This window comes from Njordella calcicola (assembly GCF_056494125.1).
In genome coordinates, this window is sequence record NZ_CM151396.1 from 1,304,103 (window position 1) to 1,326,789 (window position 22,687).

A 22,687-nucleotide genomic window follows, 5' to 3' on the forward strand; every position below is an offset into this window, starting at 1 on the left:
GCGAGCTAATATGGCGCAATCTGTCATTTTTCGTTCAAAAGAGCACTCCTGGTCAAGCCTGTACCTTCAATCCGGCGGCATGCACTACTCCGACAAGTTTCGCCGCTGTTCCGCCCAACCATCCGACGAACGAAATTCCTCACTAAAAATGGTTTAACCGCAGGCGACTTGAGCCGCATGGTCAAACGTCGTATACTCGAAGCCTGGCTTCAGGAACGGCTCTCGCCTCACTCGTTTCGGGGAGCTGCAAAACCGACCTTCACAGCCGGGGCGTGCCGCTTTAAAAAGTGCAGAACCTTGCGGGACACACAGACCCTAGAACGACGCGTTTGTACGAAGGGCGACAACGCAGAAATACCCGAAATATTTTTTAATGTATCTCGATTTAGCCTCTATGAGTCCCCTGATTCTGTCCGATAGCGGCTTGGGGAATAGACCACCCTATCCCCTCCCTGTTATCATTGTGACTCTTGTTAACCCGGTAGAAAGGTGGGGAAACTCTTGGCGAACTTCATTCAGCAATTCCTAGACGCGAGGCTCTTCAACATTGCGGATAACGAGGAGCGTCTGCAGAAGCTGCAGGCATCCGCCGAATCGTTAGCCGGGTCGTTCGTTGAGGATAAGGCTCTCTTAATTCAGTTCTTAAGAGCGTCCCTCGTTAGCGAGATTGACGACGATTCACCCGCTCTTGCTCGGATCGAGAAGCATGTAAAGAGCGACTGGCCCACGCTTCGAAGCGCTCAACCCGAGCGTCCAACCATGATCTTACTTGCTGTCGGCTGGCAAGCTGTACAGACCGCCGTGGAACGAGAGCCTGAACTGTCAGCAGCGGTTTGGTACGGAGCGGTAAACATATTGAATGATTCCCAAATCAATCCACGCATGAGCGCGGTGACTGATTTCATTCGTTCTCAAGGGGATGCGCTAGAGGATTTCGCCGCCACTCTGTGGCGTCCACACGTTTCAAAAACTGCAAAGCAAGTTAAGCAATTGGGACAGATTGAAGTTAAAAATGCTTTGGGCAACCACTTGTTGCGAGCAAGTTCATCAGTGGATGCGGCAGGTACTGCGATTGAGGGTGGTAATCAGCACTCGCCAGGAGATGGAGTTTGGGCCATCGCATTTTCAAAACAAGCCGCCGCATCGATTAACACCGCTTTATCACAGCTTGCCAACGCGACGATTGAAACGGTGAAACCGCCTCTGGATGATCTCAACAAAAAGATCACGGCAATTGCTCCGAGCTTACGCGCAGCCATGCCGCACAAAGCCACAGGACTGAGCTATTGTGGCTATCGGAATCAATGTACTCTCCAAGCGTACGGAAGGGCTATAGAGAACTTACGCCTGCCGAAGCAGTCGTTGCGTTGGCTGTGGATACCGCTCAGATTGCTCGCGGACCTTCACCACAAAGCGTCGAATACTTCTTAGAAGCAACCGCTAATCGCACTTTTCCTGACCATAAAATCAAACTTAAGGTTTTCGTGCGAGAGATATCGCAGTCTGCAGCATTCGCAGAGATTCCCCCGGGTGTATTTTACCAGTTCGAAGATACCTGTCGGCTCGGACTGCTCGAGTTCGCTGGGGCTCTCAAAAAAAATACCCTCGAAGCAAAGGAGCTCACAGCCAAGACCGGTGTTGCCGAATCTAAGGCCATGCCTCTTGGAGAGCTTGCGCGACTGGTGTTTCGGGAAATCAAATGCATCGAGTCCATCAACGAGGATCTCTGGAAATGAATGGCACGTGTAGCCAGGCACATTGCCACCCTGATACGGGTTGCATTCTAGGTGAACCAGACCCGTCGAAGTGTAAGAATTGGTCAGCAATCGACGAGTCCAAACCCGCCGCCGAGCAAGACTCGCGAGGTTACATTCCCTGGAGCGGTAACGCATTCGGCCTGGACGACATCCGCTTGCTTTCAGCCCGCGAAAGGCCGCGAGTCGTCGCCCTCATCGGGCCGCATAACGCTGGTAAAACCACTTACCTAGCCGCTCTCCATTTGCTCTTCGTAAGGAAACAAATCGATCCCAACCTTTGTTTTTGCGGTTCACTGACGCTTGGAGGATGGGAGCGAATTGCCGACTTTATGCGGTATCCTCAAGAAACTAGCCCGTCGTACCCTCCACACACTCCCGTCTCGATAGATCGGACACCTGGACTGCTCCACTACGCGTTCAGAGGAGAAGACGAGAAAACTCGCAACATGCTTTTCACGGACGCCCCAGGTGAATGGTTCACCGAATGGGCAATTAGTCCTGAGCCTTCTCAATACCCTGGCGCGGCGTGGACGATTAGGCATGCTGACGTATTCCTCTTTTTTATTGACTGCGATTCATTGACCGGTGCAGATCGCGGCATTGCACGTCACCGAATAAATACGCTAGCCGGACGCCTCGCAGAATACCTGGAGGACAGGCCAGTGGCGGTTGTATGGTCAAAGAGTGACGTTGCTGTAGATCCGAAAATGCAAGCGGCAATAGAAAACGCCGTAAATCGAGTATTTCCGAATGCCCCACATTTTCGCACGAGGTTCAAGTCTAACGGAAATGATGCGCACTTGGTACACGACCCACTTGTATCGTCGTTTATGTTCACGATGCAACGTGGAGTAACAGCGAGTACATTCGACATCGAACTCTGTCCTACAATTCCTACAGACCCATTCCTTTCGTATCGGGGCAAATCGCGATGAGCACTAACTCAGAACGGACTGCTATCGTTATGATCGGCGGTCCGAATACAGGCAAGTCGCATTTCACTTTTCAGCTGTTTGGTCGTCTTTTCGAGCAGTCTGGTCAGCTCACGTTACGTGAAATGCCGAACTTGCAGCTTTTCAAAGAAGGTCTTGAGCAATTAAACAACGGGTTGCCTGCAGAACATACTAGCATGGAGAAGTATGACGATGCCGACTTACGATTAGTCGGACCTGGTGGCAAGCCATTTGACCTACTTTGGCCCGACTACGGCGGCGAACAAATCAGACTGATCCTCGAGAAGCGCGGTGTAGATGCAAGCTGGAAGCAGCGACTTGAAGCAGCTGAGGGACTTTTAGTTTTTATTCGGCTTAAAGAGGTAGTCGATTACAAGAACATCGTTGAACACCCCATTGCAGCGGAACTTGAGCATCGGTCGCAACCGCACGAATTCAAAGATGCAGATTTATCTTCTCAGGTCGGAATCGTCGAGATGCTGCAGATGTTGATTTGGGCCGCACGTTGCGAGACGTCGCGTCGGCTGCGGTCGCCAAAGCTAGGCGTGCTTCTCTCCTGTTGGGACGAGCTTGGGGTTGAGCATGTGGAACCACGTGCGTTATTCGCGGAGCGCGCTCCACTGCTTGAGCAATTCATCCGCGCCAATTGGCAGGACGACAGCTGTTTTGTCATGGGGCTCTCTGCTCTGGAGCGGCCGCTCGATAAAAACATGCGCGATGAGGATTTTGTCAGTCACGGGCCAGAGTCTTTTGGTTACATCGTACATCCCGATGGCTCCCGAGATGAAGATTTAACATCGTCCGTTCTTAAGATGCTCGAACTTATTGATGAGAATTAAATTCGAAACGGCAGTCTACGGCGAAAGCAGTAACGCTCATGCGCTTCTATCCTCGTCGCAACCTGGGATCGCAAAATCGCTGACTGCGATTACAGATTTGCCGCTCGACCTACCAAACGCTGTCGGTAATTTGCCGATGCTGAGCGGATTCCCATACAATGATCACTACGTGTTTCTTAGTACTATCCGCGACACAGCGGCGTCTCGTGGCGGAATGGCGAGAACGACTGCGTTAATCACGGAACTCGTCAACGCCGGGAAGATAGTAACGCTCTCTTCAGTATTCACACAGCTTTGCAGCGATTCACGCCACTTTTCTTCCACTCAAGCCATAGAGATCGAAATTGACGACAATCCGACTATGACTGCAAACGCGGGTACCATCGCCCTAGTGCGAGCATTGATCGCGAACAAGAGTTCACAACCAGTGGTCTGGGTCGGTGAAGAGGGCTTTGCCACGGCGGTAGATGGCCTGTGGCGTGGTATTCCAGCCCCGTTGCGACGTGGTCTTACGTTTCGATTTTGCTGCACGCCTCGGGACGGCCGCAGTCGAGGTGCGAGCTTGATATATACACCTCTAGAATTTCGTGCACGCTGGAATGAGAATCTTACAGTGCAGCCCCCTTTTGATGGCACGCCAACCGCAGAGATTGAGCGACTCATCGGCGACGAGGCGTCCCGCTCCTCTGTCCTTAGTTGGGCAGACGATCTGAACGTAGACGTAGGTTCTTTCGAGATATTCTGCCTTTTGGCGGATTCGCGTAGTCTCTATGACAATCTCAAGTCCGCGACGAATTTGGATGTAACGGTCCTAGTTCGAAATCTATGTCGCCTAGCCCCGGACCCGAAAGACGGAGCAGTAGTCAAAGAGGCGACGCTTTCTGAACTTAGGCGCCGAATCGCGTCAGAACCGGTGGACGTCGTAAGCTACCTTCGGAACATCACTGCTTCTGAGTTTGAGAGCGGTCCTGAGGTAATTCGTACTACGGTCCGTGCGAGATTCGCGAAAGCGTTGCAGCATGATTTCGCTAAATCACAATCGCTTACGGAACAAGCGATCGACGATAATTCGCGACCGTGGGCCTTAGGATTGTTGGAGGCGTTCGCGACGTTGCTACAAAATGCAGAGCGACTGGGAGTCAAGCTGTTTTGGCAGCTCCTTACTCAGTGTAAGCAGCCAGCAATCCAGCAGTGGCTATCAGTGGCTTGCAAGAGCGCTCAGCAAATCGAAGAGTCACTTATCGAACACGTCAGCGAAACCACTCCGCTGGATGATGTCAGAATCGTCGCTGGATTTTGCAAGACCCAAAATTGGTCGCGGCTACATGCGCACGCGGCGATTTGTCTGCTACCGCCCCCAGAAGCTTTACGTGAGCAACTAGCGTTTCCTCGCAACACGAAACTCGGGCTTGCTGAGTTGTCGAAGGTAGTAACGCCTAGAATGTTTGTACCATTAGCTGTAGACGCGCTGACATCGAATACTTCCCAGCCGCTGCGCAATCAGGTGATTGAAGAATGCATCGCAGATGTACAACTGCTCGAGCTGGTGGACGTCACGAGCGCCCCATGGCGACAAGTAGTCAGCAGAGTTATCCCGCGGAAGTTGCGTGAAATTAATCAAACAGCAATTCTTGATGACGCAGTTCGCTCGACTTGGCAGCTTTTAATAGATAGTAAGCTTCAGGATGACGAATTCATTGCAGCTCTTTGCGAAACAAAGTATGCAAATCTTATAGATGAAGACAATCGGACACTGATCTGGCACATTCTGCCGCCTCCAACGAGGAAGAAATACTTAAGGGCCACCGCGAGAGCCTGGGTCGAGCGAGCGATCTCAGGGAATCCTCCCACCGAAAAGCCCGAGCCGCCGCTCAGCAGCGAAATCCTCAGTCCCGACCTTCGCGACGAACTTCTACCCACTGTAGACGCAGACGCAATTCGCAAATCTCTGCACGTTCTCCAACTGTTCCCCGACTTAAGTTCGGCGGACTTCGATCGGTGGCGAGTTCGTTTACTTACTGACCGAAGGGATCTTTCTATCTCGGAATCACGAAGTATCGGCGCGTTTGTTGCGAAGAATGGATGGCGAAGTTCAGCGCAGGCGCTTCTAGCGGACTACGTAAACTACTCGCGGCGCGACCTGCACCCCGCTCTTTGCGAGTGCGCCGCTCTATTTGGCTGGCTCCATCGGTTAAGGTTCTCGCTCTCTAAAGATCCCCCGACCCCCAACGAATGGTGGGAGGAATTGGAGAATACGCTTTGCTACCTTTATCCAGAAGGTCCTTGCGATAAGAACTTGTGGGAGCGAATTGGCGGAGACGTTGCTGACCTGAAAAACAGCGAATCTGGTCGTGAACAATGGCGAAAGCTGCTTAAGCAATTGCGCAAAGGTGCTGGTTATGGAGATGCAACGCTGCCTTCACTCATGTTTCAGTGCCGACGTGATTATTGGAACAATGACGACATGAAAACACTGATCGAAACCTGTCCTTTTCAAGTAGGAGATTCAAGAGAGGATTCCTTTATTGATTAGCTCGCGTCTTACAACTTCGATCGGTGTGCCTTCATTTCGAAAGAACTCACGGGACGAAGGGGAATTGGGCTCACGTAGCATTCCTCCTGCGCGATGAATTGCAACAACTTCCCATTTCGAATTAAAGACCGGCGAGCCCGATGAGCCCCCCATTGTATCAGTCAGATATTGCACGCAGGACTCGTCTGCATACTGAACGAGATTGTGATATAGTGCAATCTGTTTTGGCTGGCCACCGGGGTGTTGAATAATGTTCACTGGCTGGTCCTTTACTGCAGGAGTTAGCGACAATGCGACAGCTCCCCATTTAGTGTTTGCGTCTCCCGAGACACGAACCGCTGTCCAATCATCTTTCTTCGATGTCACGAACACTTCATTGGGAGAAAGAATTAGTCGAGTCACGTTCACATCTCGCCCATCGTGTGTGAGTTCGTAGTTGAAGAGCACGTGAGCAGATGAGGCAGTACCTACTGAGTCGATTACATGGTTGTTCGTAAGCAGGATATTCTCTTGAATTAGAAAGCCAGAGCCGCAGCCGACGCCTGGGATCTCTATCTTTACTACGGCACGCGCCGCTTCGATGCCACGCTCGAGAAAGCTGATCGGAAGTAGAGTTGACTGCTTACCTGTGATTTTTTCAAGTTCACGTGCAGATACATTTCCTCTCCAATCATCTTTTGCAATATCCTGGGGCATGTCGGCTGGCGCTGGGTCAAGAATAATTGGCTCTGCGTAATCCCAATCTGCGTTTGGGAATTCGGCTTTCAGTTGGCTCAGGACCACATCAAAGCTGGTGTGTTTCCCTATCTCTGAAAGCAACTTGAACCACATTGTTTTAGGTGGTCCGCTGAAATCCAGGTATTCAGTGGGAACGGAAATGCTGTTCACGAACACCCGTGCCCGGTCGCTGTCCGGATAGTAATTGCACATGAGCTGAATCAGTTTTGGCGGGACCTTCTTTGGCATATGTATCAGTTCATAAGTTTTTCGGAATCTATTAATAGTTCGGCACTGGAGCACACTTTCACACAGAGTGATGTTTCAACCGCCAATGACAGACCATAATAGGTGAGCTACTTCCGTTTTGCTGATCTCGCTGTGCCCGGAAATCACGCGACTGGCTTCGACATTAGTGATCGCGCCGGCGCCAGCCAATTTGTAACCTGTTCCTTGTGCGGCGATATCCAAATTAGCGATCGTGAGCCCAGGTCCCTGGATCCCGAACGATCCGATTCCGCCGAACTTGGGGAACGGATTCGGGGCGTCGAAGGCGACCGAGCGGTTCATACGCGACGCCAGTGGATACCATCGTCCGACGGCGGAATCGTGCGTAGAATGAGTCGTGACGATCGGACCGCGAACTAGGCGGCGGGAGACAATGGAATGGAAGTAACCGGCAGTATCCTGAGCAAACGGTATATGCGAACAGTACGACCACAGCGACATGGCTCCCTGCAGCAGCGTCAAACTTTCGATCGCGTGCGGAAGCGCCACCGTGTTGGCAGCCCCCACCGTGGCGGCGGTTACAACGATGCAGCCGAAACTGTGCCCGACCAGGTGATAGCGCACGTTTCGGTCGGCAGTTGTTTGCTGCAATCGAACGAGCAACTCGTGCACAGCTCCTTCGCCAATCAACCGTGCACGATCCTTCATTTTCCAGTAGGAAAGAGCCCGCAGCGGCGAAAGGAACCGGTCGCGCCACGAACCGCCGTCTCCACCGAACGCCAGCGGCGCGGTCTCTTCTCCTTGCGGGAACATTTCCTGGTAACCCTGATAGACGGCGACGGGATCGAACGGATCGCGGTCGGCACTGGGGTTGGAACCGAGCCCTTGAGCCCCGAGCCCGATCGCCGTGTCGAGTTCGCGATAGGCATTTTCCAATTCTGCAGACATGCCGCCGTCAGGATTGCTGGACATATTCTGAGTAAGTTCGAGCACCCTGCGAAGCGAAGGTCGAATCCGTTCCCGCGCCTCGGGAGAATCGCCGAGGCGCTCGGTGTACGCTTCCAGTTCGGCGGCCAGAGATGTATTTGAAGACTGCGGGGTTGAAAAAGGAGTAGATCCGAGATTCTCATCTCCCCACGGCTGACTGGGCCAGTGAATGCCAACCAAAACTGGCTTGAAGTCTGGACGTTTCTGGCGGATACGCTGACGATCGTCGTTATTGGCTGCCATGGCCCCAATCCAAGATTGGTATTGGCGACGAGCCCCAGCCACATCACCCTGCCAGCCGTGGCTGAGCACGACGACGTCTGTGACGCTCGTATCGCTGAGGGCCTGCGTGACAAGGCGGCTGACTTGGCCAGCCGGATGATCCATGCGTTCTCGGCCATCCTTATCATACGCGACTAGGTAATAGCCGACGTCCGTGCCTTCGACCATGTCGGTCAGGCCGAAGGAAGATGTCTCAGCTGGACTGAACGAAGGAGTCTCGCCACCTAAACGAGGAAATACGATATCTTGCAGGGAATCGAGCTGCCGTAGCGGCGAGGCTCCCACGGCAAAGCTATCGACTGAACCTACATCGACTTGTGTCAAGCGACCGAAGTTGAGGCCCGTGAGCGTTTCGATTTCGCTGACTGGAACTTGAAACGTTCTGGCGACATCTTCGGGACCGAACGACATCATTTTTCGCAGTAGTTTTTCCTGATCGACGATGAACCCTAGCGCGGCAATCTTGCGGTGGGGTCGGGCAACAACCGCCACCTTCCAATACTTCATTGGAATCGGAATGTCTCGATAAATTGGATCGGCGCTAGTAAACACCGGTCCGGTGAAGACAGTCAAGCGTCGATCCTCATCGGTCGCCTTATCAAGTAGGTAATCTTCGAGCCCGGCCCATAAGTTTTTCCCTTGATTGAATCTGGAATGCTGCGGAGAGCAGTTCGTGAAATGGAACGTGTCATCGTTTGCACGCTTGATGATGGCTGCAGAACGTCCCCACGCAGGGTCCAGGCGGCGAACCAAATGCCCGCGATCTAAATCGTTGTCCGAATACAGATCTTCGCCGACTTGCATGTTCGCGGGAATTCGCGGATCAAAGAACCACTTATCTGTCTCGCGTTTTGGCCTACCAGCTTTGGTTCCATCTATGTTCACGGCAGTGAAGAAGGCCAGTTTTCGCTTGCCATTATGCACGACGCTATAGTGATGATATTTCAGTTCGATCGATTCCTCGCCTGAGTCGGAAACAAACTTGGCAGCGTTGGCGAGCTGGCTAGATGAAAGCTGTGGCAATGGGACCATCCGACCGGTGCCGAGGAACTTGCTGTCGTAACCTTCACGAGCGTCGTAGTCAGGGTCGATTTCGACCTTGAAGGCTTCCATTTCCGCAACCGCGCCACTGGCCGCATCGGTGGCGATATGGGACTGAACGACATCGCCGACGGAAAGGCTAACCGTTACTTTCAATGGAATGGTTACCGAGATTTCGCGAGCTTTCATTTTAGGTTCTTCTTGATTTAGGATGGTGCGAGAATCTGTTTGAGTGGATGCAGCAACACTCAATCCGGATGGTGTCTGGTCCGCTGGCATTTCTGGCGCCAATTGTGTCGGCGCGATGCTGATCGCCGTTCGACTGGGGGCGGCTGTTCCAACTGGTGCCAGCGGCAGCCGGACGGCCGGATCGCCGATGATCACATATGAACGAGCATCGTTGTTGGCGGTCCATTGATTTGCGATCGCGTAGTCATCGACCGGCTTACGCCCCTCGCGGATGTCCAAAAGTTCGCTGCTCAATGCAGAAGACAAATCCGCGTAGCGTTGATTGATCGATTCCAGGGCATAGCCGACCGGCATGCCTTTCATCAACACATCGACGGCGTCCTCGAACGCTTGAATCTGCGAGCCTGCGTCGCGCCATACAATCGAGCACCCCCAGGCTCGTTCGACGTGGCCGATGACCGCCAGGGCACCGCCAGATGGATGCCCGAGTAGCCTTCGAGGTAAAGCAGCGACGAAAGATTTTGCGGCGATCGCACTAGGTTTTTGAAACTGCTGATAGGCAAAATCATCCAAGCGAGGCGTACCTGCCCCGTAACATGCAAAGTGAAAACAAATTAATCCGGCCAGCGTGGCGGAATCGACGATATCTTCCGCAGCGAAGTACTGACTCCGATCAATCGGACCGTTCCCGGGGCCGTTCCAATCCTGGCACAGAAGGGCTCCTTGATAGGCGTTCTGGCGATGGTCGTTCAACGGGAACCCCATGCCGTGGCTGGCAGTGAAGAGGAGAGCTGGTGTCTTCGCTCCACCAAGATATTCCGTTAAACGAAGGCGAGATGCATCGCTTCCGATGACACGATCGATCTTCCAGTTACTTACCGCGCCGCGTTGTTCCGCGCGATCGGCCAAAGGACTCAGCAGTTGCTCAGCGCTTAGCTTCGTCGCGCGATCGTTGGGATTTTGTGGACCAAAGAAGGCTGCCTGTCGGGGCAGGATGACCTTGCCCGACTCGGCATGAACGACGCTGTGGGCATAGCGTGAATACTCGTCGATTGTTTCGAACCATATGCGTCCCACAGCATAGATGACGTCGAGCTGGTACTGAAACTTGAAAGGAATCGACTCTGGATCGCCGATTAGCAACACATAGAAGGGAAATCGATCTGGAACTGCTGGTCCAGGGCCGGTGCCGTTGCGTGTCAAAAAATCGTCTTTGGATTCACCTGGAACGTAACCCTTTGTACCAAGGCATTCCTTATAAAGTTTTCCGGCTTGATCTTTGCGCAAGTTAAGTAGCGGACTCAGAGCTTCCTTTATTCGTGGATCTGCGTCGCGTGCGAACACCACGGCCCATCCCGCCGACGCCACACTTCCGACATCGACGCCAAAACGGGGTCCAAAGGCCTGCGCTTTATTGGCTTGCGAGCGATAATCTAGTTCCTGCAAATGCCGCGTGGTGGCATCGATCGTGAAGGGGCTTCGCGTGAGTCCCGGGTCGCTCAAGGCGATCGCTGCAAGTTGTTTCGATGACTTAGGAGCTTCCAAATACTCTCCCGTGGTCGCATCGATACCATTGAAGTAAAACTGTTGGTCGATCTGGTTTTCTTCGGACATGGAGGCATTCTCGCTTTGCATAAATGGAACACTTGGGGAAACTCGACGCGAACTTGCGCCAGAAAGGTCATCTTTTTTTGCGTCTACCATCCCGGGTACAATGGAATCGGTGTAGGTCACAAAAGTGCGATCAAAATCGAGGCAGGGAGTGAATCGTTCCAGTTTCCTAACCAATCGCAAAATGGCGTCCCGCTCGAAGGACTCAAGCCCGGACAATTTCGAGGAAGCAGCGTGATACAAGCGAAGCCGATCGAGCGCATAGGACATGCCGTCGGTAAACAAAGGAAGACCGCGTCGTTCTAGTAGTAGAAACGCACGGCATGCATCCAAGTGATTACCACGCCGTGCCTCATGCTCGCCGCGAATCGTCGCACCATCGGGTAGCCACTCAAACCATTTCATCAAGTTAGCTGTCCACTCATGCAATGCCTCAAGTTTTCCAAGCCTCAGCAATGTGTATGCGCCCACTGCTGCTGCAACTGGATCTTGGGCTTTGTTCATTAGCAGATACTCGCCGGTCATTGAATCGGAAGCTATCGAGTCGCTCGCTTCCGAGAACATACTACGGCGCATATACCGAGTGAGCAGATCGGCCGTCTTATGAAAAAGACGAATCCCAATCCGATAGGCAGGAGCGGTATGCTCCGGAACTAACAGAGAAACGGTGGGCTGAGGACCTACTTGAGAAAAAGGAATTCGGATGTTGATAGGATCGCGTTTCGGTTGACGCAACTGGCAAATGACCGGCTCCGAAACGCCTCTCAACTCTTCAGGGACGTCAATTTCCAGGGGTTGAGTAAACTTCGTCGTCCATTGCTGGGTGCGGATCGACTCGACTTTCGGATCGTCCGCCAACAGATTACCCACACACCACTCGCACTCTATGAGTAAATGGAAAGGAGTTTCCGCCGCATCATCCGAAGCTGATTCGAGTTCTTTAAGAATGGGTTCCATCGAATAGGGCAAACTTTGGATCCCAATGCTTTGTCCTACCTGATCGATGGAACGCCGCAGAAAGTGCTGTACCTCCAATGATTCGGAGGGAGACTCGTCGACATCTTCCGGCCTGAGGTCCACCACTCGCGATTCACCAGATTTTAAATCGTAGTAAGCCTCGAGTGTTTGACCGGCTGGAAGTCGAGAGGTGAAAAAATACCCACCCGCCGGAAGCTCCACTCGCTTCGTCGTCAATGTCCGCATTTGCAGATGCATTCTCGTGTCGCGGATTTCAACGGGAAGTTCCAACAGGCCGAGTTCGTCACTGGCGAAATGAGTTTTAAATTGTACGCTTGCCTTGTCACCGTTCATTGTCCCACCGTTCCGATATAGCGATGACTTGGCGGCCGTACAAAACGCGGTGCGGGATTAGGACTGACATAGGGAGGTGTGATGCTGATCTGAAATCGATAGAGCCCCGCAGGCCAACGTCCAATTACGGGTGCGCCGACGTTCGAATGGCGTTCGATATTGCCGGCCACCTCTAGAACCTTGACGCTTGCCAGCATCCGGGCCAATTCCGGCTTAATATCGATCAAAACGTCCACATCCGGCGGTCCCGCCAGTCTCCTTAACGGAACGTCGCCCGGTCGAAGCCCGCCCACAGTGAAGTTCTGATCGAAGAGATCGTTCTCAAAATGCATTCGTAAGACCTCGGGTAGTCGTCCCGTCGTTACAAGCCATTGAGAATTCCCGCTCTCGTCGTCGAAGAAGTCAGCGGCCGCCCCGTCTAGTGACTGCAGCAACGTCTTAGTAAACAGGCTCTCACTCGCATTGAAGCCCACGGCTTCCCCACCGGAAATGCTTGAGAATATGACTGGAGCTTTACGATCGTCTAAGCCTCCAAGGTCGTTGTCGAACACCTCCGTCGGACTGGGATTTGCAATCTCCTTGAACCGTTCTGGGCGTACTCTACAAGCATCGATGAAATACACTTGTGACCGAGCAATATTGGGTCGCAGCGGCGAGGGCGTCATACCGTTGCTTAAATTGGCGACGTCAATCGCGTTGAAAAGCCTTCCGCCGCCCGTAGTCTGGCCAAAATCTTGAAGGAGAAGGACTGCGTCATTGCTCGTTCGCTGAACGCCGTGCCCACAGAAATAGAACCAGGTCATATCGTTGGGATCCTTGGCTGCAGCCTCTCTCCAATGAGCCGCGGCGGTAAGCACTTTATTTAATGAACACTCTTGAAACTTTCCATCGGCTTGGGCCTGAGCCAGTTCTGGGAATGCCTGAAGCTCGGCTTGAGATGGAGACAGCAGCAGAGAAACGTGCCCAAGTGGTAGCGGCAGCTCATTCAACGCATTGACCCGCTGCAACCACTCGTACACACGAAAGGCCGAAATTGCGGGAGAAGTAAGCTTCGTCATTCCCAGCGCGTTAGGAGTATCGGGCTGACCGGGATCAGGAAGATTGGAGTACTCGCTGACGCCGAGTATGAGCGCATGCAGCCTATTAATAGCCATAACGGTTTTTCCAATTTGAGATGAGCACGAACTCGGTCGAGATGTTGTTCCGCAATCCGCAATGAGGGAATGTAAATGATGATTTTGGTGAGCCTATCCTTAATCGTCTGCCGTTATTTAAGAATTACGCCGCGCCATCAACGTCTGGTTGGAAAGACGTTACCATACAAATACTTTAGCAATTTATTTTGAATGTGAGCGCCGTGCATGCCTGTAAGCTGAATTTTTAACGTTAATTTATGTAGCGCGGTTGAAGTTCACCAAAGCTTGGAGCACTTTGGCAGCAACGGGGCCGCGGTGACGAACTGCCAACGCGTAAGGAGGGCGTGTCCTTATAGCGGAATGGAGCACAGTTCCTCGAGTCATCGAAGTTTCGAGCCGCGTATCAAGACTAGCCACAAAAAGTTGCCAACCCGTCGACGCAACAACTTGCACCTATCACCTCGGACCGGTACGACCAGCCTTTAACATGGCTAAGATCCGCGATTTCGCTTTCCCGGCGTGCCACGCAGATTTTCGTTTAATTTTACGTAAGACTGTTAACTATTTGAATATTCAACACTTCCGCAGGAAGCGTCTATGTTTCAATGGTTACAAGCACTCTGCAACGGAGCAGGACATCCTACCACTGACGTTCTCCAATACCTGGGTATAACAGCGCAAGACCTGAGTCGCCACTTCTTTCTGTGTGGCGAGACAGGATCCGGGAAGACCAGCGTACTTCGCATTTTGCTTGAAGCGGTCCTGAATCAGTACCAGCCAGGCGGCCTGCATTGCTGCGTGAAAGCAGACGAAGCTGAGTGGATCTGTGATCTAGTAGAATCCACTTCGATGCGTGATCGACTGCTTCATCTCCAACTGGGCAAATTTCATTTCAACGTCGCTGGCTATGAAATGGGGCGAGTAGGGGGCAGCCCCGAAAGCCTTACACGCCTGCTCCAGCGCCTAAATGATCTACGCAATCGGACTTCGGGTGACGGTTCAGAAAAGAACTTCTGGAAGAACTTGTTCTTTGATTACATGCACTTTGCTGCCATCATCGTTTGGCATGCTTATGGCCGAGAATCAACGCTCGAGCATATCTATCAAGTTATCTCCACATCGCCAGCCTCTATTGAAGCGGCGAAAGCTAAGACATTTCTGGATTCCCCCTGCTGGAAGATCCTACAACATGCTGAAGCTAACGTCTCTACTGCAGCAGATATCCGATCGTTTACGCGAGCGGCTGAATTCTACCTTAAGATCCAGAATAGCCTCGGAGAGAAAGCCCGCGCCGCTGGCGTCCAGGAGTGTAGCAGTGTCCTGAGTCCATTCCTACTCTCGCCGTTCTATGAAACTTTCTGCAGTTCGAAATCGGACTTTACGCCGAAGTTGCCATTGCGACAAGTCTATGCCGTGCTTGATTTCCCGGTGCTGGTGTATGGCCCTCAGGCGCAGTTAGCCCAGGCCCTGATCTCAATGATGACGATCGAGGCCGCTCTTCGTCAGGTACGTCCAAAACACTTTACGCTCATTGTCCGCGACGAGATCCAGTTGCTGGCAGCAGATCCACAGTTTGAAACGCTGGCGCATAGCGTTGCCAGAAGTCATGGACTGTCCTTCTGGTCCGCGGTTCAAAATCTCCCGCTGCTATCCACTAGCTTTGGAGGTGATGCAAAAGCGGAAACGCAAATGAAGTCGCTGATAGCTAATTACGGGACCAAGTTTGTATTAGCTAATTCGTGCATGGACGTTACCAATCGTTTCTTCAGTACCATGTTTGGTCAGCATAAGGAGCAGTTCTACAACTTCAGCCAGCAGTCGCAGCAAGTTGGACAGGACAACGGCAGTTTGATGGAGTCTGTTTTCGGTCAATCAGCCTTCAATTTCGGAGCCTCGACATCTTACGCCGATCGCGTGCCACCAGATCACTTTCTACATCTGCGGCGTGGTGGGCCACCTCATTATTTGGTCGACGCATATATTGCTGGACGTATCTTCCCTGAAACAGGGCTTCCCTATCGTTTGGTGACTTTTGCACAAAGGTAACTTCTTATGCCTGGAGAGAAACAAGAATCGCTAGTAAATCTCAAAGACGGGATGAGCATTGGTCTTACGATCATTTTTAGCCTCAGTCGCACCGTTCAAATCTGGTCGAGACTTCCCGGTACGACCGGTGACTGGTTCTATGGCTGGATGTTCGCGGTCGGCATCGCATTGAGTGCTTGGTACTACGAGGTGAATGTTCAAGCCACCCAAGCTGTTGATTTCATCCAGTGGCGTGTAACTGCAGGCCTTAGTGGCATGTGGTTCGGAGTCCACGGCGTGGTACGCGCTATCCGGCAACTGCAGGGCGTACGATTTCATTCATACGAGCCGGGTATCGGGCTCTTTGATTGGTTTTTAGGCAGGCTGACGCCGCAGCATGCGGCAGTGATCTCAGATATTGCGATGGCCATTCTGCTTAGCGTGATGTTTCGGTGCCTGAGATGTCCGATCCAAAGTGGTTGGTACTCCGCGATGTGCGTTTGGATTGCCATCGGTCACGCCTGGATCATTGCGAGAGATGCTCGGCAAAAGCAGATTTGGATCGACTCGCAAGTAGAAGCTTCGCAGTGGTCTCACCGAATTAAACATTAAGGGGTGTTTTCATGTCCAAGCGAAGTAGTAAGCAGACAGATCAAAAGCAAAATCAGAAAGCCTCCCTGGGAGAGCGAGTAGGGCGCAATATTGAAGCCCTTAGCAAAGCTATTCTCAAGGGCTTGAGCGTCCCCTATGAAGGAACGTTCGGCAAATGGTTGCAGCATGGAGCGACGGAGCTAGCCAATATGGCTTTGCACGGCCATGCAGCGCCGGTGTATTCCCATTCGATGTCTCCGGCCGAAGCACCGCGGTCAGAACAACCTGACGCTCAGGACAAACAGGCGGCCACTCCTGAATTTGATAAACAATCGAAGAACCAGTCGGTGGTTACTGGCCCCACGGCGCCGCAAGTTACCGCTCATGGCCCACAGGCGACCGAAGTGTCTCCGTCGACTTCCACTGTCCACGGACCTTCTGTTTTGGAGGCTACGGAGTCTCAGTCCGATAAGGCCATTTTGGCGGGGTTCATGAATCAACTTGCATCCTATGAACCGCAGATGAGCCAGGAGCAAGAGCTAAGTCGTTAGTTTCACATTCAGTTCACCTCTGGAGCCAATCATGAAAATTGAAGAATTACTGGAAAACAATAGGGCGAATCGACCCACGAGAAATCGTAAAGCTAAAGCCACAAGCCGGGCGAAGCGGACCTCGCGATCAGTCGTACATTCCGGTGCTACAATCGGCGATGGCATGCGAACTACTGCGAAAGTAGCAGCGGCAACGACGCTGATTTCGATCCTCATCCATTCTGCGCCCGCATTGCTGGCAGCAATGCTCGGCAGCTTTCTACTGTTCCGCGGCTGCGTTCAACCCGCTCCCATACCGCTGCAATCGGCCACCATGCAAAACGCTTCTGCGTACGTACCTAGTCCAACTTTCAGTCCACCGCAACGCGTCCTATCACCTTCACTGCAAAAAAAGGAGACCAACCAAGTTGCCACGATGCTGGCTGAGCAGGTCCCGCACGAACGGGGACTTGATATGGAAGGTGAGCATTTGGACTTCTCAGATCTCCAGGCCTCACAGCCTCTCATGTCGTCGCTATTGGAAACGCAACCGCCAATCTCGACTCCGAGCACTCTCGAATCGAATATGCGAATGCTACCCGTACCAATACCAGAAAGCATTCCCGACTTTGCACACAGTCCATTCGCCAGAGCAGTGCCAAATCCATCGCCTCCTATGGATGCTGCCGTGTTTGATCTTCGTCGCGGCAAGACGTACCTCGGTACTTGCCAAATGTCCGGTCAAGCGTCCAAGCGAATGAGCTTGTCGATTAGCGAAATTCGTGATCGCGGCACTAACATTCAAGCGAAGCTTACCTTGCTGGAAGCGCCTAGAACCAGCAAAAAATTTGCAGGTACGGTGGTGAACAATCCTCCGCGCCTGATCTTGACGCCCCAAAGCGAAGGAAGCGGATTTGGGACGTTTCTGACTTACATGCCTTGGTACAGCAATTCCCCGATGACCATTACTTTGGAGGTGAGCAAGGATGGCATGCATCTGGAAGGGACCAGTGGTAGCACTGAACAATTCGATCTTTGGGCACAAAGCAGGCCCGACAAAACCGAACGTGACGACGTCCTGACTTCGGATCTTGAAGACTTCGTTGGCTTCGACCCTTCCAACGGCCGAGGCTCGACTTGGTCGATAGACCAGATCGATTCTGAAGCAGTTGCTTCTTCAAATGCACAGTCATGGATCTTCACAAGCCTGGAAGAAGGTATCGGCACTTTTGTTTGGACTAGAAATGACAAGATTCTGTCCAGTGGCACCTACAAGGAAGGAACGAATGCAAGTGAGTTCGACATCGTAATCATGAAGGAAACTCAGCAGCAAGTCTATCGTGGCATCATTCAGCCTCTTGAGCAAAGCAAGCGACTACGAGTATGTGTTTCGAAAGAACCCAATGGCCAAAGACCCAGACAAGTGACTTCCTCGCAGGGGCGGGTCTACGACTTAACTCTTACCGGACCAAAGGAGCACTAGCTATGAATGTAAACTTGCAAGCGGCCAGTTCACGTAGGATTTACAAACCACGTAGCCTTTCGCGGCGGATCCAGCACCTCTGGAATAGCCTTACTCCGCAGCAACGGCACCAGCTCAAAGGATACTACTGGGCTATTAGTGTAAACCTTTGCGTTATCCTTCTTTTGGCGGCAATCACGATGCATGCACGAAAAGACATTGGCATCGTCTTAGATCTCAGGATCTCCGATGGGATGGAATCCGAAGTGTCATTCGATCTGTCTGACAGCGTCGATATTTCGGCGATCGAAGAATTTGAAACTATGAAAACCCAACCTCTTGAAGTGCCCCTGGAAACGCCTCAACTTGCAGAAATGCCCGTTGATCTATCTGATCTCCTTCCGACAACGGTTGAATTGGGAACAGACGTAGGGGCCATGGCAGCTAATGATGCAATCGAGAGTGCGAATTCACTCGCTGAATCACAACTTATCCGAGCCGTCGATAGCAGGATCGCTGCCGCTGGAGGCGCATTGGAGGGCCCAATTCGAATCTCACTTATATTCGATGGGGACGACGATCTTGATCTGCATGTGTCGTATGTCCCCAAAGGCCGCACTTTACCTCGAAATCAAACTATGTTTGGATTTTTCCCCAACAATGATGCTCGTCATATACACTTCGCTTGTAAGCAGAGTGAACATGCAACTTTGGATGTGGACGCCAATGCCAATGGACTCATGGCAAACCCCTGCGAGAACATCATCTTTACGTCAGTACCGAAGTCTGCCACGTACACGATTTCTCTCGACAACTACACAGAGCGAGGAGTTCCTGACGATACACCCTATACGATCGTCGTAAAGTATGGTCGCAAGACCAAGATCTTCGAAGGCAAGTTGAAGCCGACCGATCGCATGAAAGAAATCTGGGTTTTCAAATACCCGCGTTGATGCTAAACGCTGGTCCTAAATCAAACTTATCCACAGCAACGTTGAGGTTGCTTTGTGTGTTAAATAGGTGTTAATAATGTGTTACGCTGTGGATAGCGGCTTCTAAGGTACTCAAAGATATGGACGACTGACTTTGATCGGTGGGTAAAAGCACGAAAGGCGGTGGGTAATTACACGAAGAAGGGTGTGTAAAAGCACGAAAGCAGACTGTCGGTGGGTGAAAACACAAAGCGCTTGACATTGGTGTGTGAAAGCACGATAAGTCGCCTATGGTGGGTGAAAACACGAAACTCAAGACACCGCTACTTCCCGATCGCTATCCCATCGACGATTTCTTTATCTGCGATGTAACGGATGCGATCCCGAAAGACGATCTCGGATCAATGGAGCATCCGATCTTTAGCTTGTCGACCAAACCGGATACCCGTATACGGGAGTACCAGCATAACAGTATATCCATCACCGTCTCACCAAGTGCACAAGGGCTGGCCACCATTCACGATAAGGACATCCTAATCTACTGCATCAGCCAGCTCATCGCCAAGATGAATGCAGGCGGCGAACCCAAACGAACGTTGCACCTCAAAGCATACGATCTTCTTATTGCGACCAATCGTAAGACTGATGGCCGGGGATATGAGCAGCTTGTGGCAGCGTTTGATCGCTTAAGTGGAACGCGTATCAAAACCAACCTGAAGACCGGCGGGGATGAGATTACAGAGGGTTTCGGACTGATTGATAGTTGGCGGATAATCCGACACTGCGAATCGGGTCGGATGCTTGAGTTAAAGATTAACTTGTCTGATTGGGTGTTCAATGCGGTGATGGGCTCGGAGGTGTTGACGTTGCATCGAAACTACTTCCGGCTTCGTAAACCGCTGGAGCGACGAATATATGAAATTGCACGGAAGCACTGCGGCCAGAAGAACGAATGGTGCATATCGCTAGAGACCCTTCAGAAAAAGTGCGGTTCAGCATCCACGCTGAAAGAATTCCGCAGGTTAGTTGCGACGATAGCTGAGGAGGACGCCGATCATGCCCACATGCCGGACTATGCGATCTCAATCGACGATAGCGACATGATTCATTTTCGCAACCGAGGAACGATGCATGAACCGCAGACTGAGACCAGTGCATTCGTACTGCCGCTCATGCCTAACACATACGACGAAGCAAGGAAGGTAGCCCCTGGAATTGACATCTACGTGCTTGAGCGAGAGTGGCGGAGCTGGATTACAGAGTCACCACGCGATCCCGATGCAGCCTTCATAGGCTTCTGTAAGAAATGGTTTCAGAAAAGAATCGGCGGGATAGTTCAATCAAACATGTAATAACGTCTGAGAGCTGAGCTTGACGGGTGCAACAAGGTGATTGAAGAAACGCGATAGGACGCTTGAGCGTGCAGGCAAGTTACGTCAAGAAAAATTGCAACCAAGAGTAGCTACATTATTCATACCGAATGACTTCAGCCAACTACGCTAGGTGTTACCGTGCCCCGTTGAACCTGGGGCACCTCATCGACTTTGGATTTAAGCGAGAAACCGTCGCCGCCCGTTGAGGCGAAGTCCTAAGCACGATGTCTTCCAAACTGAGTTAGCCTATTAGCAGGCAATTCAAACTACCGCTGAGCGTCGACGAAATGAGCTCACCAAGAATGAGGATGGACTTGAAGAAGAGATCGAGTGACTTTGACGTGAATGTTAGTTGTCCCTAAGTGCTTCCAACCGTCAGATCTGTTTGTTTCTCTCGCTGAGTAATTTTCATATAGAACTGATTCTTCGCTTGATAGAAATGAATATTAAATTCTTTAATGACGTCAAACAATGAAAGTAGTCCGAACACTGGGTGAACTGGAAGTGGGTCGCCGACCACGACATCCTTCAGTTTCTTTTCGTAATCCTTCAACTCGTCTCTAGCGATGGTAGGACGAAACCCCATTCTCAGTTGAATTTGTGGTGCATGCTCTTCGAACTTTAAGAAGAATGTTCTAATAGATGTGTCAAACGTTTCATCAGGAGTGTTCACTTTCAGCAAGTATTGTTTCGACTTATCGGCCCAGAGTTTGGGGATTTTATCGCCTGTGGGAAGTTTGTTTACTGGAGAAGGCAGCAAGGAAACAGTTGAGCCCGTATCAAAAATCATCGGCACTTTGATCCAATTCTGTCCGTCATGAGCCTTAATCAACATATGTTCAAAATATGGAAGTCGGCCGTGAATCTTATTAGGTTTTTTATGAGCGTTCTTCGGAGGCTTTGGACCGTTTTTTCTCTCATCCCACCTATCGGGATCAGGAAACGTTGGGTGAAGTTCAATCTCAAGGGTGTACATATTCGACGGTAAGCCAAGGTATCGTTGTCTGCCGACATTGTCACAAAGCATTGCGATTCGTTAACACGTTGTAACGTAGAGATACGATACATTAACGGGTAATAGCGTTTCGCTCTAACCATGGCAGATAAGTTTCAACTGATACCATTCTGGGGTCGGGAACTTGAGATTTCGCTTCCGTAACCTCTTGTTGGCTTGGATCAACGGCCAGACATTCTGATCGAACTCGATTCCGGCCTTCAGAATCTACAAACTCAACCCATTTTAATAGAGTCTTGTGACCCTTGTTTTGATGCTCCCAAATGGTGCGATCCACGATCGCGTCAAACATGCTGATCGGGAGGTATTGTCGGTCTTCGAGCATGGAGCCCAAACGCCCTTTGATTTCTTCGTACAGTTTAAAGGGAACTTTGCCAATAATCCCCTCAGCCCGTTTGAAATAGTATTGCAGTAATTCTTCCATGAATTGATCTTCCACGGTCACCTCCGAACCGTCTGATTCCACCGGCACCGGTGGTGAGACTATAGTTTCAATAGCACGTGCGTGAGCAAACTGCAATACAAATTTCTGCCATGCCCCCTTCGTTGAATGAGTGTCAACAAGTTTTCGGAGTTCCCTTACCGGGATTTCAATATTCAAAACTGCCCGAATCAAATCATCGTGTGCCAACCACAACGGATGATTCTTGGACTCATCTGCGAGAAGTTCCGCCAACCAGGGAAAGGCTGAGTCTAGTTTGAGCTCACGTCCAAACCTTGCCCACGCTTTTAATCCACCTAATTCTGCTAAGGATGCATGAAACTCTATATCTAAGCTGCACAACATCTCAGGATCGGATACGTGTAACTCTTCTATGTTACGCATATCGTGCACTAAAGGGTTCAGAGAAGATTTAACCACTTGAGCAAACTTACCGTTTCGCAACACTTGCTGTCGCACGGCGACGGTAGCAGTCCAGTCGATCTGAAACCTGAACCAAAAAAAACGTTGAATATCGGCAGAACGACCAGTTTGCATTAACCGCTTAAGCGTTGTCAAGACACTTTCACTAAGCTTCATCTGATCAATGGCAATGTCGTTGAGACGGTTACCGAAAAAAGTTCCGCTCGATTTGCCGACTGCGGTCCTGACCTCTTTACTGACATCTTCAAGCAATTCGGCCGTAATCATGGGCAAAAACCGCAGGTTAAGGTAGCTTCGTATCAAAATCGCG

The 22,687-nt window shown here is 51.4% G+C and carries 14 protein-coding genes and 1 pseudogene; 10 read left to right on the top strand and 5 right to left on the bottom strand.

Features of this window, described 5'->3' with window-relative positions; genetic code table 11:
• Positions 1-489: 489 nt before the first annotated feature.
• From SH302x_RS04945 to SH302x_RS04960, 4 genes and pseudogenes are all read left to right on the top strand, one after another.
• Positions 490-1,736 (top strand): annotated as a pseudogene (locus SH302x_RS04945) (GTPase-associated system all-helical protein GASH).
• Positions 1,733-2,692 (top strand): TRAFAC clade GTPase domain-containing protein, encoded by a 960-nt coding sequence (locus tag SH302x_RS04950; RefSeq protein ID WP_479367618.1) that lies wholly within the window; start codon positions 1,733-1,735, stop codon positions 2,690-2,692. The pseudogene SH302x_RS04945 and the gene SH302x_RS04950 overlap by 4 nt, the downstream one beginning before the upstream one ends.
• A complete protein-coding gene (locus SH302x_RS04955) occupies positions 2,689-3,549 on the top strand; it encodes a TRAFAC clade GTPase domain-containing protein (RefSeq protein ID WP_479367619.1) in 861 nt (286 codons plus the stop codon). Before SH302x_RS04950 ends, SH302x_RS04955 begins: the two co-directional genes overlap by 4 nt.
• Positions 3,539-6,082 carry a GAP1-N1 domain-containing protein gene (locus tag SH302x_RS04960; protein WP_479367620.1) on the top strand — a complete coding sequence of 848 codons (2,544 nt, stop codon included), beginning with the start codon at positions 3,539-3,541 and terminating at the stop codon, positions 6,080-6,082. Before SH302x_RS04955 ends, SH302x_RS04960 begins: the two co-directional genes overlap by 11 nt.
• Here the strand turns inward: SH302x_RS04960 and SH302x_RS04965 are convergent.
• From SH302x_RS04965 to SH302x_RS04975, 3 genes are all read right to left on the bottom strand, one after another.
• Positions 6,056-7,048 (bottom strand): trypsin-like serine peptidase, encoded by a 993-nt coding sequence (locus SH302x_RS04965; protein ID WP_479367621.1) that lies wholly within the window; start codon positions 7,046-7,048, stop codon positions 6,056-6,058. The two genes, SH302x_RS04960 and SH302x_RS04965, sit on opposite strands and share 27 nt — an antisense overlap.
• Positions 7,049-7,123: 75 nt before the next feature.
• Positions 7,124-12,448: a DNA/RNA non-specific endonuclease gene (locus SH302x_RS04970; RefSeq protein ID WP_479367622.1), complete on the bottom strand. Its 5,325-nt coding sequence runs from the start codon at positions 12,446-12,448 to the stop codon at positions 7,124-7,126.
• The gene (locus tag SH302x_RS04975) at positions 12,445-13,602 is read right to left on the bottom strand and encodes a caspase family protein (RefSeq protein ID WP_479367623.1); all 1,158 of its coding nucleotides are present in this window, start codon (positions 13,600-13,602) and stop codon (positions 12,445-12,447) included. Before SH302x_RS04975 ends, SH302x_RS04970 begins: the two co-directional genes overlap by 4 nt.
• Positions 13,603-14,181: 579 nt before the next feature.
• Between SH302x_RS04975 and SH302x_RS04980 the strand changes: the two genes are divergently transcribed.
• From SH302x_RS04980 to SH302x_RS05005, 6 genes are all read left to right on the top strand, one after another.
• A complete protein-coding gene (locus SH302x_RS04980) occupies positions 14,182-15,630 on the top strand; it encodes a TraM recognition domain-containing protein (protein WP_479367624.1) in 1,449 nt (482 codons plus the stop codon).
• A gap of 6 nt (positions 15,631-15,636) precedes the next feature.
• Entirely contained in the window at positions 15,637-16,221 is a 585-nt protein-coding gene (locus SH302x_RS04985; RefSeq protein WP_479367625.1) for a hypothetical protein, read from the top strand.
• 11 nt (positions 16,222-16,232) lie between these two features.
• The gene (locus tag SH302x_RS04990) at positions 16,233-16,751 is read left to right on the top strand and encodes a hypothetical protein (protein WP_479367626.1); all 519 of its coding nucleotides are present in this window, start codon (positions 16,233-16,235) and stop codon (positions 16,749-16,751) included.
• A gap of 31 nt (positions 16,752-16,782) precedes the next feature.
• Positions 16,783-18,213, top strand: a complete 1,431-nt coding sequence (locus tag SH302x_RS04995; RefSeq protein ID WP_479367627.1) for a hypothetical protein — start codon at positions 16,783-16,785, stop codon at positions 18,211-18,213.
• Between the two features lie 179 nt (positions 18,214-18,392).
• Complete coding sequence (locus SH302x_RS05000; protein WP_479367628.1) at positions 18,393-19,145, top strand: hypothetical protein; 753 nt, start codon at positions 18,393-18,395, stop codon at positions 19,143-19,145.
• 269 nt (positions 19,146-19,414) lie between these two features.
• A complete protein-coding gene (locus SH302x_RS05005; RefSeq protein WP_479367629.1) occupies positions 19,415-20,476 on the top strand; it encodes a replication initiator protein A in 1,062 nt (353 codons plus the stop codon).
• A 379-nt stretch (positions 20,477-20,855) separates the two neighbouring features.
• On the opposite strand, the gene SH302x_RS05010 is transcribed toward SH302x_RS05005, so the two are convergent.
• Positions 20,856-21,473, bottom strand: a complete 618-nt coding sequence (locus SH302x_RS05010; protein WP_479367630.1) for a hypothetical protein — start codon at positions 21,471-21,473, stop codon at positions 20,856-20,858.
• A 91-nt stretch (positions 21,474-21,564) separates the two neighbouring features.
• Complete coding sequence (locus tag SH302x_RS05015) at positions 21,565-22,644, bottom strand: hypothetical protein (protein ID WP_479367631.1); 1,080 nt, start codon at positions 22,642-22,644, stop codon at positions 21,565-21,567.
• Positions 22,645-22,687: the final 43 nt, after the last annotated feature.

What these genes read in the sequence shown, in the direction of transcription:
- SH302x_RS04950 (WP_479367618.1), top strand. Translation starts at nt 1,733, where the DNA reads ATGAATGGCACGTGTAGCCAGGCACATTGCCACCCTGATACGGGTTGC.
- SH302x_RS04955 (WP_479367619.1), top strand. Translation starts at nt 2,689, where the DNA reads ATGAGCACTAACTCAGAACGGACTGCTATCGTTATGATCGGCGGTCCG.
- SH302x_RS04960 (WP_479367620.1), top strand. Translation starts at nt 3,539, where the DNA reads ATGAGAATTAAATTCGAAACGGCAGTCTACGGCGAAAGCAGTAACGCT.
- SH302x_RS04965 (WP_479367621.1), bottom strand. Translation starts at nt 7,048, where the DNA reads ATGCCAAAGAAGGTCCCGCCAAAACTGATTCAGCTCATGTGCAATTAC.
- SH302x_RS04970 (WP_479367622.1), bottom strand. Translation starts at nt 12,448, where the DNA reads ATGAACGGTGACAAGGCAAGCGTACAATTTAAAACTCATTTCGCCAGT.
- SH302x_RS04975 (WP_479367623.1), bottom strand. Translation starts at nt 13,602, where the DNA reads ATGGCTATTAATAGGCTGCATGCGCTCATACTCGGCGTCAGCGAGTAC.
- SH302x_RS04980 (WP_479367624.1), top strand. Translation starts at nt 14,182, where the DNA reads ATGTTTCAATGGTTACAAGCACTCTGCAACGGAGCAGGACATCCTACC.
- SH302x_RS04985 (WP_479367625.1), top strand. Translation starts at nt 15,637, where the DNA reads ATGCCTGGAGAGAAACAAGAATCGCTAGTAAATCTCAAAGACGGGATG.
- SH302x_RS04990 (WP_479367626.1), top strand. Translation starts at nt 16,233, where the DNA reads ATGTCCAAGCGAAGTAGTAAGCAGACAGATCAAAAGCAAAATCAGAAA.
- SH302x_RS04995 (WP_479367627.1), top strand. Translation starts at nt 16,783, where the DNA reads ATGAAAATTGAAGAATTACTGGAAAACAATAGGGCGAATCGACCCACG.
- SH302x_RS05000 (WP_479367628.1), top strand. Translation starts at nt 18,393, where the DNA reads ATGCATGCACGAAAAGACATTGGCATCGTCTTAGATCTCAGGATCTCC.
- SH302x_RS05005 (WP_479367629.1), top strand. Translation starts at nt 19,415, where the DNA reads ATGGTGGGTGAAAACACGAAACTCAAGACACCGCTACTTCCCGATCGC.
- SH302x_RS05010 (WP_479367630.1), bottom strand. Translation starts at nt 21,473, where the DNA reads ATGTACACCCTTGAGATTGAACTTCACCCAACGTTTCCTGATCCCGAT.
- SH302x_RS05015 (WP_479367631.1), bottom strand. Translation starts at nt 22,644, where the DNA reads ATGATTACGGCCGAATTGCTTGAAGATGTCAGTAAAGAGGTCAGGACC.